At 65.3% G+C, this 14,787-nt stretch carries 13 protein-coding genes; 5 read left to right on the top strand and 8 right to left on the bottom strand.

The window, feature by feature from the left end:
• Nucleotides 1–15: 15 nt before the first annotated feature.
• Complete coding sequence (locus ATO9_RS06435; protein WP_043746919.1) at nucleotides 16–1,989, bottom strand: AMP-binding protein; 1,974 nt, start codon at nucleotides 1,987–1,989, stop codon at nucleotides 16–18.
• A 204-nt stretch (nucleotides 1,990–2,193) separates the two neighbouring features.
• On the opposite strand from ATO9_RS06435, the gene ATO9_RS06440 reads away from it, so the two are divergent.
• Genes ATO9_RS06440 through ATO9_RS06450 form a run of 3 tightly spaced genes read left to right on the top strand, consistent with a single transcriptional unit; the run spans nucleotide 2,194 to nucleotide 5,497 of the window.
• Entirely contained in the window at nucleotides 2,194–4,098 is a 1,905-nt protein-coding gene (locus ATO9_RS06440; protein ID WP_043746922.1) for a PAS-domain containing protein, read from the top strand.
• The gene (locus tag ATO9_RS06445) at nucleotides 4,095–4,799 is read left to right on the top strand and encodes a response regulator transcription factor (RefSeq protein ID WP_043746925.1); all 705 of its coding nucleotides are present in this window, start codon (nucleotides 4,095–4,097) and stop codon (nucleotides 4,797–4,799) included. Before ATO9_RS06440 ends, ATO9_RS06445 begins: the two co-directional genes overlap by 4 nt.
• Nucleotides 4,790–5,497 carry an alpha/beta fold hydrolase gene (locus tag ATO9_RS06450; RefSeq protein WP_156127808.1) on the top strand — a complete coding sequence of 236 codons (708 nt, stop codon included), beginning with the start codon at nucleotides 4,790–4,792 and terminating at the stop codon, nucleotides 5,495–5,497. Before ATO9_RS06445 ends, ATO9_RS06450 begins: the two co-directional genes overlap by 10 nt.
• A 24-nt stretch (nucleotides 5,498–5,521) precedes the next feature.
• Here ATO9_RS06450 and ATO9_RS06455 read toward each other — a convergent pair whose 3' ends face one another.
• From ATO9_RS06455 to ATO9_RS06475, 5 genes are all read right to left on the bottom strand, one after another.
• Entirely contained in the window at nucleotides 5,522–6,721 is a 1,200-nt protein-coding gene (locus tag ATO9_RS06455; RefSeq protein WP_043746933.1) for a hydantoinase/carbamoylase family amidase, read from the bottom strand.
• A gap of 96 nt (nucleotides 6,722–6,817) precedes the next feature.
• Nucleotides 6,818–7,144: a DUF3775 domain-containing protein gene (locus ATO9_RS06460; protein ID WP_043746936.1), complete on the bottom strand. Its 327-nt coding sequence runs from the start codon at nucleotides 7,142–7,144 to the stop codon at nucleotides 6,818–6,820.
• A gap of 60 nt (nucleotides 7,145–7,204) precedes the next feature.
• Nucleotides 7,205–7,936 (bottom strand): SDR family NAD(P)-dependent oxidoreductase, encoded by a 732-nt coding sequence (locus ATO9_RS06465; protein WP_043746940.1) that lies wholly within the window; start codon nucleotides 7,934–7,936, stop codon nucleotides 7,205–7,207.
• 46 nt (nucleotides 7,937–7,982) lie between these two features.
• Entirely contained in the window at nucleotides 7,983–8,747 is a 765-nt protein-coding gene (locus ATO9_RS06470) for a DUF1365 domain-containing protein (RefSeq protein ID WP_420329711.1), read from the bottom strand.
• A gap of 1 nt (nucleotide 8,748) precedes the next feature.
• On the bottom strand, nucleotides 8,749–10,056 hold the full coding sequence (locus tag ATO9_RS06475) for an NAD(P)/FAD-dependent oxidoreductase (RefSeq protein ID WP_043746943.1): 1,308 nt from the start codon (nucleotides 10,054–10,056) through the stop codon (nucleotides 8,749–8,751).
• 303 nt (nucleotides 10,057–10,359) lie between these two features.
• On the opposite strand from ATO9_RS06475, the gene ATO9_RS06480 reads away from it, so the two are divergent.
• Together ATO9_RS06480 and ATO9_RS06485 are read left to right on the top strand one after the other, a co-directional pair.
• Complete coding sequence (locus ATO9_RS06480; RefSeq protein ID WP_202902113.1) at nucleotides 10,360–10,914, top strand: sigma-70 family RNA polymerase sigma factor; 555 nt, start codon at nucleotides 10,360–10,362, stop codon at nucleotides 10,912–10,914.
• 4 nt (nucleotides 10,915–10,918) lie between these two features.
• Nucleotides 10,919–11,569: a ChrR family anti-sigma-E factor gene (locus ATO9_RS06485; RefSeq protein ID WP_043746948.1), complete on the top strand. Its 651-nt coding sequence runs from the start codon at nucleotides 10,919–10,921 to the stop codon at nucleotides 11,567–11,569.
• Nucleotides 11,570–11,584: 15 nt separating this feature from the next.
• Here ATO9_RS06485 and ATO9_RS06490 read toward each other — a convergent pair whose 3' ends face one another.
• Both ATO9_RS06490 and mutL read right to left on the bottom strand, forming a co-directional pair.
• Nucleotides 11,585–12,847: a DNA recombination protein RmuC gene (locus ATO9_RS06490; protein ID WP_043746952.1), complete on the bottom strand. Its 1,263-nt coding sequence runs from the start codon at nucleotides 12,845–12,847 to the stop codon at nucleotides 11,585–11,587.
• Nucleotides 12,844–14,739: a DNA mismatch repair endonuclease MutL gene (mutL, locus tag ATO9_RS06495; RefSeq protein ID WP_043746954.1), complete on the bottom strand. Its 1,896-nt coding sequence runs from the start codon at nucleotides 14,737–14,739 to the stop codon at nucleotides 12,844–12,846. Before mutL ends, ATO9_RS06490 begins: the two co-directional genes overlap by 4 nt.
• Between the last annotated feature and the right edge of the window lie 48 nt (nucleotides 14,740–14,787).

Below are 14,787 nucleotides of genomic sequence, written 5' to 3' on the forward strand. Positions count from 1 at the left end.
TTTGTTCCGCGACACTCATTCCGCCGCCACTTTCTGCGTCGTCACCGGCACCACCTTGGCATCCCGGATTTCCAGGGTGGCCGAGATATAGCCCTTGCGACCGTCCTCGTAGGTGACCTCGGTCTTGGTCGAGATCGTGTCGGAGCCGTCGTAGAGCGCGGTGATGAGGTCGTGATATTTCTCTTCGATGATCCGGCGGCGCACCTTCCGCGTCCGGGTCATTTCCCCGTCATCGGCATCCAGCTCCTTGTGCAGGATCAGGAAGCGGTGGACCTGGCAGCCCGACAGCATCTCGTCTTCGGCCACCGACTGGTTGACCTCTTCGACATGCGCCTGGATCGCCTCCATCACCTGCGGATGCCCGGCCAGTTCCTGGTAGGAGGAATAGGCGATGTTGTGACGCTCGGCCCAGTTGCCGACCGCCGACAGGTCGATGTTGATGAAGGCCGTGCAGGTTTCGCGCCCAGCCCCAAAGACCACGGCCTCCAGGATATTGGGGTAGAATTTCAGTTTGTTTTCAACGTATTTCGGCGCGAACATGGAACCGTCGGCCATCTTGCCCACGTCCTTTGCCCGGTCGATGATCCGAAGATGCCCGGTATCGGGTTCAAAGAAGCCCGCATCGCCCGTGGCCACCCAGCCCTCCGCATCCTTGGTCGACGCGGTGCTTTCCGGGTTCTTGTAATATTCGACGAAGACACCCGCAGAGCGGTAGAAGACCTCTCCGTTGTCGGCGATCTTAACCTCGACACCCGGCGACGGCACACCGACCGTATCGGCCCGCACTTCGCCGTCGGGTTGCTGGGTGATGAACACCCCGGCCTCGGTCTGACCGTAAAGCTGTTTCAGGTTGATCCCCAGGGACCGATAGAAGCTGAAGATCTCGGGCCCGATCGCCTCGCCTGCCGTGTAGCCGACGCGCACGCGGCTCAGGCCCAGCGTGTTCTTCAGCGGGCCATAGATGAACAGACCGCCCAGCCAGTACTGGAACCGATCGCCAAAGCTGACCGGCTTGCCGTCCAGGATATCGGGACCGACGCGGCGGGCGTGATCCATGTATTTCTTGAACAGCCATTTCTTCATCCGCGTGGAATCTTCCATGCGGATCATGACGTTGGTCAACTGGGTTTCGAAAACGCGCGGCGGCGCGAAGTAATAGGTCGGCCCGATTTCCCGCAGATCCATGATCAGCGTCTCTTCGCTTTCCGGGCAGTTCACGCAGAACCCGGTCCAGTAGGCCTGCCCGATCGAAAAGATGAAATCGCCGACCCAGGCCATCGGCAGATAGGCCAGAACCTCTTCGCCGGCATTCAGGTTGTCGAATTCCGAAGACGCCTTCGAGGTCTCGATGATCCCCTTGTTCGACAGCACGACGCCCTTGGGCTTGCCCGTGGTGCCCGAGGTATAAAGCATCACGCAGGTATCGTCGTAGGTCAGCGACGCCTGGCGGCGGTCCAGCTCGGGCGTCAGTTCGTCCCGGGCGGCGTGGCCCTGTTCCTGGACGTGACGGTATTCGTGCAGCGCGGAATGGTCGTATTTCCGCATGCCCCGCGGGTCGAGGTAGATCATGTGCTCGAACTGGTGCAGCGTGTCCTGCACCTCGATCACCTTGTCGACCTGTTCCTGGTCCTCGGCGATGATGAACCGGGCGCCGCAATGGTCCAGCACGTAGGCCATCTCTTCGGCGGCACTGTCCTGGTATAGCGGCACGGGGATCGCGCCGACCATCTGCGCCGACACCATCGACCAGTACAGGTGCGGCCGGTTCGACCCGATGATCGCGATGAAATCGCCCTTGTTCACACCGAGGTTGATCAGACCAAGCGCGAAATTGCGGACCTCCTCGCGGGTTTCGGCCCAGGTCCAGCTTTGCCAGATCCCGAATTCCTTTTCCCGATAAGCGGTCTTGGTCGCGAACTTGGTCGCATTACGATCAAGCAGGGCCGGGATCGATACGAGCCCGCCCGCGTCGGTAGACGCAGTTGCCATTCCATTTCCTCCCTGTACCGGCCTCTCCTCAGACCGTCTCCGTCACGTTGGACGAATCCCCCCGCGTTCGGGGCGTCCCCTATGCTTGGCGGCGAAGTTTTGCGGGATCATTTCCAGATTGTAACGAATTGTAACAAGCCATTGCCGCTTCCCCGAACCGGCCCGGAATGGTAGATCGGAACGGGGGAAAAACGGAGGGTTTCCATGGATTTCGCGGCGCGGGACTCGCTGGCGCAGGCCGGGCTGAACCTGATCCAGCAGGCGCTTTCCATCTATGACGAAGACCTGAAACTGGTGCTTTGCAACCGGCCCTTCCGGGAAATGTTCTCCCTGCCTGCCCGGCTGACCCAGGCCGGTGCCCGGTTCGAGGACACGATCCGCCACCTGGTTGAGGTCGGGGAATACGGCCCCATGTCCGATGTCGAGGACGAGGTCGCCGAACGCGTCGCCCAGGCCCGCACCTTCCGCCCGCATTACTTCGAACGCCGCCGCGCCAATGGCCGCGTCATCTCGGTCGAGGGGGCGCCGCTGCCGCAGGGGGGGTGGGTTGCGGTCTATACCGATATCACCGACATCAAGCGGCAGGAGGATCTGCTGCGCGCCCGGTCCGCCGAATTGTCCGGCCAGCTGCTGAACCACGCCGAAGACCTGGCCGCCGCCAACCGCAAGCTTCAGGCGACCAACACCGCGCTTGAGGAAGCCCGCGGAGAGCTGACCCAGATGGAGGCCCGCACCCGTCTGACCACGGAAATGATGCCCGCGCATATCGCGCATATCACCCCGCGCGAGACCTATTCCTATTCGAACCGCCGGCTGAATTCCGTGATGCCGGGGCGACCGTCGAACATCCTTGGCCTTCACATGGCCGAAGTGCTGGGCGCGCAGGCCTATTCGGCGGTGAAGCCCTACGTGGATCAGGCCTTCGCCGGGTCGGAATCCGCGTTCGAATTCACTGACGCCGCCAGTTCCCGCCGCATCCGCACCGCCCTGACCCCGGATGGCGAGGGCGGTGCCTACATCCTGTCGATGGACATCACCCAGGAAAGCCAGACCCGCGCGGCGCTGGCGCAATCCCGGCGGCGGCAATTGGCGGCACAGGTCACCAGCGGCATGGCGCATGACTTCTCCAACCTGCTGACGATCATCCTGGGCACCCAGTCCCGCCTTGCCAAGATGGAGCTCGACCCGGATGCCCGCCCGCTGGTCGAGGCGACGATCAATGCGGCGCGGCGCGGGGGCGACCTGCTGAACGGGCTCGCCAACATGACCGCCGAACGCAACCCGACGCCCACGCCGGTGGAATTGTCGACCCTGCTGACCGATATCGCGACGCTGGCCGGGCCGACCCTGGGCGAAGGCGTGAGCTTCGAGATCGACGACCAGGTCGGAGCATCAAGGCTGATGCTGGACGGCTCCATGGTGCAGGACAGCCTGCTGAACCTGATCCTGAACGCCCGGGACGCGGTGTCGGGGCAGGGCCACGTGCGTCTGACCGCCCGCAACCGGCAGGAAACCTGGCTGGAACTTGTCGTGCGCGATGATGGGCCGGGGTTTTCCGACGCGGCGCTGGATCACGCGCTGGATCCGTTCTTCACCACCAAGGGCGATGCGGGGACCGGGCTCGGCCTGTCGACCGTCTACGACATGACCCAATCCGTCGGCGGCCGCATGAAGATCGGCAATGCGCCGGGCGGGGGCGGTGTCGTGACCCTGCAACTGCCCTGGCGCCCCGCCCCGCCCGTCGCCGCGCCGGGCCTTGCCCTGCTGGTCGAGGACAGCCCCGACCTGCGCCAGAACATCCGCTCCATGCTGCGCGCCGAAGGCTACACGGTGATCGAGGCGGCCTCGGTCGAGGAAGCCCGCGACCTTGTCACACAGGTGCCGGGCCTGACCCTAATCCTGTCCGATATCACGCTGGAAGGGTCACTGACGGGGATCGACCTGTTCGACAGCTTGCCCGACGGCGCCCCGCCCTGCTACATGATGACGTCCCTGCGGCCGGACCATCCGCTTCACGCGGCGGCGGCGCAACGCACCCCGGTGCTGCGCAAGCCCTTCGCGGTGACCGACCTGGCGCAACTTCTGACAACCGGAGCCCTGCCCGCATGAGCGCAGCCCCCCTCGTGACCATCCTGGACGATGAACCCGACATCCGGGCCATGCTCGGCTCTGCGCTGGAAGAGGCGGGCTATCGCACGATGGGCTTTTCCCGCGCCACGGAATTCGAGGCCGCGCTGCAATCCATCACGCCCGACCTGTGCCTGCTGGACCTGTCGCTGCCCGACCGGGACGGGTTGACCCTGATCCACCGGCTGGCGCTGGAAAAGGGGGCGAGCGTCATCATCATCTCGGGCCGGGCGCAGGTACAGGACCGCGTCACTGGGCTGGAGCTGGGCGCGGATGACTACATCATCAAGCCCTTCGATCCGGCAGAGGTCGTGGCCCGTGTCCGCGCCCGCCTGCGCAGGGACAAGGTGTCGGCCGTCGCCTCCCAGACCGCGGAATTCGCCGGCTGGACCGCGCATTTCGACAGTTTCACCCTGTCCGACGACAGCGGAGAGGTCGTGCCCTTTTCCCATGCCGAAGGCGAGGTGCTGCGCCTGTTCCTGGAACGGCCCAAACGGCTGATTTCCCGCTCTGTCATGCAGGAGGCGCTTGGCGGTGCGGCCGGCGAAAGCTTTGACCGGGCGATGGATGTCCGGATCTCACGCCTGCGGACAAAGTTGCGCGAGGACCCGAAGAACCCCAGGTTGATAAAGACGATCTACGGTGCCGGCTACATCTTCCTGGGAGACGTCAAATGGAAATGACCCACTTCGTCCTGATCACGGGGCCCTTTGTCGGTCGCAGCTCGATGCTGGACACGGCAGAGGCGCTGCGCCGGTCCGGCTCCATGGTGACGGAGCCAAATCCGCATCTCGACCATCCCGACGCCATCCCGCCCCTGCAGGACTGGGCCGATACGCTGCCACCGGCCATCCCGCGCGGCCCCGCGCCGATCGTGGTGGGCTACAGCGCCGGTACGGTGCTGGCCACCTGGCTGGCCCCGCGCATCGGGGCCTCGGCCCTGCTGCTGGTGGATGGGGACATTCCCCCCGCCTCCGGCCCCTGCCCGATCCTGCCCGAGCGCGTCGTTTCCCTGCTGCGTCGCCGCGCCGGGGCGGACGGTCTGCCGCGCTGGTCCGACTGGTGGACCGACCTGTCGATGGAAGAGGAAATCGGCCTTGCCCCGCTCGCCCGCAACCGCCCCGACCTTGTCGACCCGATGAGCCGCGAGGAACGCCGGTTTCCCACCGACTGGCTGGACCAGACGCTCGACCTGACGGACTGGAGCGATATTCCCACAGGCTACCTGCGGCTGTCGCGGTTCTTCGACGAACAGGCCTCCGAGGCAGAGAAACGGCGCTGGCCGGTGCAGCGCATCGACGGCAGCCACCTGCACCCGGCGATCATGGGCACCGAAACCGCCGGCGCCCTGATGGCGCTGGCCGGAGAGCTGGAATTCTGACGGGCTACGCCCGCCCTGACATGTTCAGCTGAGGATGTCCTGCACCGCATGGGCCAGGATCTGCAGGCCGACCACCAGGTCATCCTCGGCGGTGTCTTCCTCGAACGCATGGCTGATCCCGTTGATCGACGGCACGAACAGCATCGCCACCGGCATATGCGCCGCCACGCTGGCCGCATCATGCAGCGCCCCCGAGGGCATCTTGCGCCAGCGCCCCGGTGCCACCGCTTCGGCCCCGCGCCCAAGCGCCGCCTGGAACCCGTCATCCATCGGCACCGGATTCAGCCCCAGCATGCCGGAATACTCGACCCGCAAACCAATCTCTGCCGCGGTTTCCTCGGCGGAGTCGCGGATGATCTCTTCCATCCGGTCCAGTCGCGCCTTGTCGCCGTCGCGCCATTGCATCGAAAAGGTGCAGCGCCCCGGCACGATGGAATGCGATCCGGGATAAAGCTCCATATGTCCATTGGTCCAGACGGTTTCGCGGGTGACGACATTGCGGAAGCGGTCGTTGATCTTCTCCTGGAAAGACATGAACCCGCGCAGCGCATCCTTGCGCAGATGCATCGGCGTGGTGCCCGCGTGGTTCTGTTCGCCGTGGAAGGTGATCCGCATGTCCCGGATCCCGACGATGGAGCTGACGATGCCCGCCGCCTCGTTGTTCTTGTCCAGCCAGGGACCCTGTTCGATATGGCATTCGATGAAGCCGCTGAACCGCTTCGGATCGACGAAATCACCCGTCAGATCGGCCATGCGGGCGCGGCTGTCGGCAAAGGTGTGGCCCGCCGTGTCGGTCAGCGCATCCGCTTCCTCCAGCGAAGTGAAGCCGCCCCAGACCCGGCTGCCCGTGGTCACGCCGAACCGGCCTTCTTCGTCCTGAAACGACACCGCCGACACCGGCAGCCCGGCCTCTGCCCCCGCGCGGGCCAGTTCCAGCCCGCAGATCACGCCAAGCGCGCCGTCCAGCCATCCGCCTTCGGGCTGGGTATCCGAATGCGACCCGACCAGCAGCGATTTGCCCTCGGCCAAGCCCCAGACCGACCCGACCAGGTCGAAATGCGCGGTCAGACCGGTATCGCGATATTGCTCGGCCAGCCATTTGCGGGCCTCGATATCCGGGTCGGAAAACGCCTGACGCACGACCCCCTTGCCGACGCCCGAGGCCCCGAAACTCCTGAGTTTGTGCAGATCGGCCAGGAACCGATCGGGATTGACGGGCAGCATGGGACGTCCTTTCCGTGCAGTGGCGCTAAATTATCATGATAAATTAGCGTCGGATTATGCCTACACCGTTCGCCCGGTCAAGGCGCCCATCGGCAATCAGCCGCCGCGCACAAGGTCATCCTCGTCATCGCTGGCCGAAAGCCCAAGGGCGTCCAGGCCGTTTTCCAGGTGATCCGACAGGTGCGGCGTGCCCAGCAGGTAATCCGCAGTCGGGCTGGAGGCTTCTTCGCGGGCGGTCTGCTTCGCGTCTTCCAGTTCGTCCGGGCCGAACGTGTCGCGCCCGATCCACATCACCGCGACCAGGCTCACGGCTTCTTCTTCGGTGAGGTTCTCGAGAAAGCCTCTCAGTTCTCCCTCGGCGCGGTCAAGCTCCCGCGCCATGAGAATGATCTGCGCAATCTTGTATGTCGAAATGTCGAGCATTGTCTGTCTCCCAGCTTTCGCCGGGAAGAATGGACCAGATTCGCCCGCCGCGATTTGATCCTAGCCAAAGATCCGGAAATAGAGCCATCCGGGCAGGAACCGCGCGCCCCGGAAGATGAACGAGAACCAGGTCGGGAAGGCGCGCGAGAAACTGTCGCTGTTCATGTGCTCAAAACAGATGCGCGCGGCGTCCTCGGGCTCCATGATGCCGGGCATCCTGAAGTCGTTCTTGTCCGTCAGCCGGGTACGTATATAGCCAGGGTTCAGCAATTGCACCTTCACGCCGGTCTTCTGCAGATCGCAGCGCAGGCTTTCGGCCAGCGACATGATCCCGGCCTTGGTCGCGACATAAGGCGCGGCCCCGGGCAGGCCACCATAGGCGGTCAGCGACCCGGTCAGCACGATATGCCCGTGATCGCGTGCCTGCATCCGCGGCAGAACCGCGCCGACGGCCCGCATCGCTCCGCCGAAATTGACGTCGGCCATGGTTTCGGCCTGCTCGTCATTCCAGTCCTTCGCACCGAACGGCCAATAGGCCCCGGCCAGGAAGATCATGCCGTCGATATCGCCGACCTCGTCGGCGGCGGCCTTCACCGCAGCGCTGTCCTGAACATCCAGCGGCAGGACCCGCGCCTGCCCCGGCAGGCTGTCCGCAAGCTCCCGCAGCCGATCCTCGTTCCGGGCCGAAAGGATCACCTTGACCCCCACGCGGCTGAGTTGTTCGGCCAATGCCGCGCCCAGCCCTTCGCTCGCCCCGATCAGCCAATAGGTCTTGCCTTGCCAGTCCTGCATCTCACGTCTCCTTTCACGGTGAACGCGCCCGGCGCAACGCTGTTCCCTAGCGCGACAGATCGCCTTCGGGCGGGGTCGGGCGGGTGCGATATTTCGCGCCTTTTGCCCACAGCTTGAGCGCCTGCCAATGGATCAGCGCCAGCACACGGACCGATCCCAGCGGACGGCGCACCAGCATCGACAGGATGCCGCGATCACTCAGCGGTTCCAGCTGGCCGGTCAGCGTGGCGATCACGCCGCCCTTGTCCCGGTCGTAGTCAATTCGGATCCCGATCCGGTCCGGCGCGATGTCAAAGCGGAAATCGTACCGCCCCTCGACCGGCTGGAAGGGCGAGACATGCATGATCTTGGTCACGCTCACCTGCGTGTCCGGCCCGATCGGCCCCATATCGTCACGGCAACACAGATAGCTGTGGCGGTCGCCGAAGGTGTTGGTGACCTCCGCGATCACGCAATACAGCGTGCCGCGGTCATCCTCGCACAGCCAGAACGACACCGGGTTGAACACGAAGCCCAGGACCCGCGGCTGGGTCAGCAGGCGGATGCGGCTGGGCCGCGGCAGCCTGCGTGCAGACAGCACGTCACGAACCCAGGCAGCTCCACGTCCCTGGCCCGGCGCGCCCCCATGGTCACCGTCCCACAAAGAGGTGATGCCACGCCCGTTACGACGGAAGAGGCGCGAGCCCTTCACCTCGGCCTCCGCATCCAGCAGCACGTAATCCACCGAATACCTGAAGGAATTCGCCACGGCGCCCTTGCGGCCATGCCAGGTATGGCCGCGCAGGTGCAGGGGTGGGGTCACGTTGCGCATGTCACTCTGCCGCCAGGGCCGGTTGGGTTTGCGTTGTGCCCCGCAGGATCGCATCCGTCACGTCCACGGCCGAGGACAGGCCGTCCTCGTGGAACCCGTTCTTCATCCAGGCGCCACAGAACCAGGTGTGGTTCTGCCCGTTCATCATCGCCATCTGCGATTGCGCGGCGAGTGCAGCAGCATCGTAGACCGGGTGGCGCAATGTCACCTCGTCATGGATCAGCGCGGGGTCGATCCGGTGCGTCGCGTTCAGCGTCACGAACAGCGGGTCATCCTTGGGGATCGGCTGTAGCCGGTTCATCCAGTAGGTCAGGTCCAGCGCATCGCCGACCTTGCCGTCCCGTTCACGGTAATTCCACGACGCCCAGGCATGTCGGCTTCTTGGCATCACCTTGTCGTCGGAATGCAGCGTGACCGAGTTCGGCTGATACCGGATCGCTCCCAGCCCCTGCCGTTCCTCGACCGTCGGATCGCTCAGCAGCGCCAGGCTGTCATCGGAATGGGTGGCGAGGATCACCTCGTCAAAGGTCTCCCACTCGCCGCCCTCGACCCGGACCTCGGGCCCGGTCATGGTGCGTCGGATCCCCTGCACCGGCGCGTTCAGCCGGATCGACACGCCATCGCGGCGCAAGGCGGCCTCGACCCGGCGGACATATTCAATCGACCCGCCCTGCACCGTGTACCATTGATGCTGCCCCGTATGGCTGAGCAGCGCGTGGTTCTCGAAGAACCGGATCATCGCGTCGGCGGGGAAATCGAGGATGCGGTCCTTGGGCGTCGACCAGATCGCGCCCGACAGCGGCAGCAGGTAGTAATCGCGAAACCATGGACCGGTGCCAAGCGCCTCCAGCAGGCCGCCGATGGTCATGTTGCTGTCCTGCGCGGTATCCAGCGCGCGGGCATTGAACCGCATCACGTCGCGCAGCATCCGCAGGAACCGCGGATTGGCGATGTTGCGGGTCTGAGCGAAGACGGCGCGCAGGCTGGCCAGGCCGTATTCCATCCGCCCGCCCATCACCGAGGCGCCAAAGCTCATGTCGCTTTTCACCACCGGCACATCCAGATCGTCGAACATCGCGGTCAGTTGCGGGTAATTGGCATAGTTGAAGACGATGAACCCGGTATCCACCGGCTGATCGCCACGTTTCCCGGCCATCACGGTGCGGGCATGGCCGCCCAGGCGGCCCGCGGCTTCGATCAGGGTGACGTCATGCGTGGCCGCAAGCTGTCGCGCGGCCCCCAGGCCGGAGATCCCGGCACCGATGACAGCGACGCGGCGGCGCCCGAGTGATGGGGCTTCGAATGGCATGGAACGTCCTTTTTCGTCCGTAGTCGGGTATAGTTACGGGCGGGCTGCCGAAACGGATGCACCGGCGCGGAAAAAACTTGGAACATTGAGGGGCGACGCTACGTCAGCCAGCGTCAACCCCCTTGCTCACAAGGCCTCACGGAAAATGTGCGAAAAAAATTGCATCTCGGTGAACCAATTTCGACGGCCGTACGTATCTTTCCCATGTTGCAGCAGGTCGCACCCGAGACATCTGATGTGCCCTCGTCCGTTCCACCCCCTCGTGCTAGGAGGGATGGGAAGACGAAAGGGCCGGCAAAAGTGATGTCAGACAAGGGACCAGAGGATAGCCGCAAGGCGTGGATCGAAGACATGATCCGCATTCGCGATCACAAGGATCGCGAGGCTTTTGCCCGGCTGTTCGCCCATTTCGCGCCACGCGTGAAGGGCTTCCTCATCTCTTCCGGGTCCGACCCAGCCGTGGCCGAGGATTGCGCCCAGGACGTCATGGTCTCTGTCTGGCGCAAGGCGCATCTGTTCGATCCGACCCGGGCCTCCGTGTCCACCTGGATCTTCACGATCGCCCGGAACCGGCGGATCGACCTGGCGCGCAAGGACAAGCGACCCGAACCCGAAGATCTGGGTTGGGGCCCGGAACCCGAGCAGGCCCAGGACGACGGACTGGCCCTGCAACAGGAGAGTGAACAACTGGGGCAGGCCCTGGCCGCCCTACCGAGCAAACAGCGCGAGCTGATCGAGAAATGCTATTTCGGCGACCTGTCTCATCGTGAGATCGCCGATGCGACCGGGCTGCCGCTCGGGACGATCAAATCGCGGATACGGCTGGCGCTGGAAAAGCTGCGCCACGCCATGGGGTGAAGAGATGGAGAAGATCAGACACCACCTGACAGAAGAGCTGTTGATGGGCTACGCGGCGGGCACCCTGCCCGAGGCGTTTTCCCTTGTCGTGGCGAGCCATGTGTCCATGTGCGACACCTGCCGCGCCGCTGTTGAAACCTATGACATGATCGGCGGCGTCCTGCTGGACGAAGCCTCGTCCGAAATGTCGCCGGACAGCCTCGAGGCTGCCCTGGCCCGGCTGAGCGATCATGACCATAACGTCGAAAAGACCGACACCGGTACCAACCCCGATGCCGTGCTGCCGGCGCCCCTGCGCGATTATGTCGGCGGTGATGTGGATGCGATCCGCTGGCGCCCCGTGGGCGGCGGCGTGAAGCAGGCGATCCTGCCGACCAGCAAGGATGCCTCGGCCCGGTTGCTGCTGATCCCTGCCGGATCGGCCGTGCCCGACCATGGGCATCGCGGGATGGAGCTGACGATGGTGCTGACCGGTGCCTTCGAGGACGAAACCGACCGCTTCGCCCGTGGCGATGTGGAGGTCGCGACCGAAGACCTGGATCACATGCCGGTGGCCGATATCGGCGCCGATTGCATCTGCCTTGCGGCCACCGACGCGCCGCTGCGGTTCAATTCCTGGATCCCGCGCCTGGCACAGCCCTTCCTGCGGATCTGACGATAAACCGCCGGGTCAGTCCCGGCGGGTCAGGCGTGCCACGGCGCTTCCGGCATCCTCGATGCCGCCATCCGCGCCAGTATCGGGCGCCAGTTCCTCGAAATCGAAATTGTCCAGCCGGGCGGCACGTTTGCCCGCCCGCTCGGCGGCCGTTCCGATCCCGTCCAGGTCATTGCGGGCCTGGTTGAAATGGGTGTCCAGCTTCTGCACCCGCTCCACAACGATCTCGACGTCGCGATGCAGCAGTTTCAGCATGTTGCGGATCGCGCCCGCCTGTTCCCGCATCCGCGCATCCTTCAGGATCGCGCGCATCGTGTTCAGCGTGGCCATGCAGGTCGTGGGCGACACGATCCAGACCCGCGCATTGAACCCTTCACGCACCACGTCGGCGAAATTAGCGTGCAGCTCCGCGTAGACGGCCTCGGACGGCAGGAACATCAGCGCGCCATCTGCCGTCTCGCCCTCGATCACGTATTTGTCGGAGATCGCCTTGATATGGGCCTTCACCGAGGTCTTGAAGGCCTGTCCCGCCGCCCGCGCCTCTGCGTCGTTGGAGGCGTTGCGCAGCGCCTCGTAGGCTTCCAGCGGAAACTTCGCGTCGATCACGATGGGGCCCGGCGGGTTCGGCAGGTGGATCAGGCAATCCGCCCGCTTCCCGTTCGACAGCGTCGCCTGCAGCGTATAGCTGTCCTTGGGCAGCGCCTTGGACACGATGTCGTTCAGCTGGATTTCCCCAAAGGCCCCGCGCGTCTGCTTGTTCGACAGGATGTCCTGAAGCGACAGCACATCGCCCGACAGCTTGGTGATATTCTCCTGAGCCTTGTCGATCGTGGCCAGCCGCGCCTGCAGCTCCGTCAGGCTTTTCGTCGTCTTCTCGGACCCGCCCTGCAACTGCTTGTTCACAAGCTCCTGCATATCCGACATGGCACGGGCGTTTTTCATCGCGTTCTCGTGCAGACGGTCGCTCATCTGCTGCTGCACGGCGGCCAGCCGGGTCTCCATCGCCTGCAAGACCTGGGATTGCCCCGTCGCCTGCGCGTTCGAGACCGAGGTCAGCCCCCCTGTCAGCTGCTCCTGCCCACGGCCCAGCCCCTCGACCGCGCGGCCCAGCTGATCCATCTGATAGATCAGCGGTTCGGTCGCACGTGCGGACCGCGCAACGCCCCGCAGGGCGAGGATCAGCAGGGTGACGATCAGCAGGGCCAGCCCGCCGCCGATCAGCAGGGCCAGCGCGGCAGGGTCGTTCAGGTCAAGCGTGGTGGAACCGATCTGGATCATGTGCGTCCGAAAAGTCGTTCGATATCAGAGAGTTTCAGCTCCACATAGGTGGGGCGTCCGTGGTTGCACTGGCCCGACATCGGCGTCGCCTCCATTTCGCGCAGCAGGGCGTTCATTTCTTCCACCCGCATCCGCCGCCCCGACCGGATCGACCCGTGGCAGGCCACCCGGCTGAGGATCGCGTCGATCCGCGCCTTCAGCGTCGCGCTGTCGCCCGCATCCGCCAACTCGTCCAGGATATCGAGCACCAGCGCCTTGGCATCGACCTCGCCCAGGATGGCCGGGGTTTCCCGCACCGCCACCGCGCCACCGCCAAAGGGTTCGATGGTCAGGCCAAGTGCCTGAAGCTCCTCGGCGAATTCTTCCAGGCGCGCGCAATCGCCGGCGCTCAGCTCGATGATCTCGGGGATCAGCAGGGCCTGCGCGGCGACTCCGTTTTCGGCCATCTGCGCCTTCAGCTTTTCATAGACCAGCCGCTCATGGGCTGCGTGCTGATCGACCAGGACCATGCCGCGTTCGGTCTGGGCCACGATGTAGTTCTCGTGCACCTGCGCCCGCGCCGCCCCCAGCGGATAGCTTTCCAGCCGGGGCGCATCAGGGGCCGGATCAACCACGTCGGGCTGCGGTTCATAGCGGGCCGAGGGCATTTCCCCGAACCCCTCGAACGACGCGGGCCGCTCCGGCGCCTGCCCCTGGTAGGACGCCACCCGCGCCGCGGCAGAGGGGCGATCCATCTGGTAGACCCGTGCTGGACCAGTCGGTCCAGCCCCCATCGAACCATCGCCCATCGGTTCCGGCCGCATGGCACCCAGAGTTGCACCGGCCACCGTCGACGACGCGCGATGCCCCGCCTCGGCCAGCGCATGGCGCAGGCCCGACACGATCAGCCCGCGGGCGATACCCGGATCACGGAACCGGACCTCGGATTTCGCCGGGTGCACGTTCACATCCACCAGCATCGGGTCGCAATCGATGAAGAGCGCCGCGGCCGGGTGCCGGTCCCGGCTCAGCACGTCCATATAGGCCGCGCGCAACGCCCCGGTCAGCAGCTTGTCCCGCACCGGGCGGCCGTTGACGAACAGGAATTGCGACACCGCCGCGCCCCGCGAATAGGTGGGCAGCGCGGCATAGCCGATCATGTGCAGCCCCTCGCGTTCCGCGTCGATGCGCAGGGCGTTGTCCGCAAAATCGCGCCCGATGATCGCCGCCAGCCGCCCGTGCAGCGCGTCGAACATGTCGCCGCTTTCGGGATCGGCGCGGAACACCACCCGGCCCTCGCCGCCCCCGGTCACGTCGCGCAGGGTGAAACCGACATAGGGTGAGGCCATGGCCAGCCGCTTCATCACGTCCGTGACCGCCTGCCCCTCTGCCCGGTCGGTGCGCAGGAATTTCAGCCGTGCGGGCGTGGCGAAGAACAGGTCGCGCAGCTCCACCACCGTGCCGGACGACAGCGCGGCGGGCCGCACGTCCTCCATCCGGCCACCGCTCACCGCGATCTCGGCCGCCGCCTGCCCCGCCACGCGCGAGGTGATGCGCAACCGCCCGACGGCGCCAAGCGAGGGCAACGCCTCGCCCCGGAAGCCGAAGGTGTGGATGTTCAGCAGGTCGGACCCGTCGATCTTGGACGTGGCATGGCGCGACAGGGCCAGCGGCAGCGCGGCTTCGGGGATGCCCCAGCCGTCGTCGCGCACCCGGATCAGACCCTTGCCGCCATCGGCGATCGTCACCTCGATCCGGGTCGCCCCGGCATCCAGCGCGTTCTCAACCAGCTCCTTCACGGCCGAAGCAGGGCGTTCCACCACCTCACCGGCCGCGATCCGGTTGATCGCCGCCTCGTCCAGCTGGCGAATTTCGGGGCGCGTTTCGCTTATCTTGGGGTCTGCTCGCATCATGCCTCAAGACTTAGCATGCGCCCCTTGATTCGACCATGGCCAAGCGGC

It is taken from the genome of Pseudooceanicola atlanticus (assembly GCF_000768315.1).
In the GTDB taxonomy this organism is placed as follows: Bacteria; Pseudomonadota; Alphaproteobacteria; order Rhodobacterales; family Rhodobacteraceae; genus Pseudooceanicola; species Pseudooceanicola atlanticus.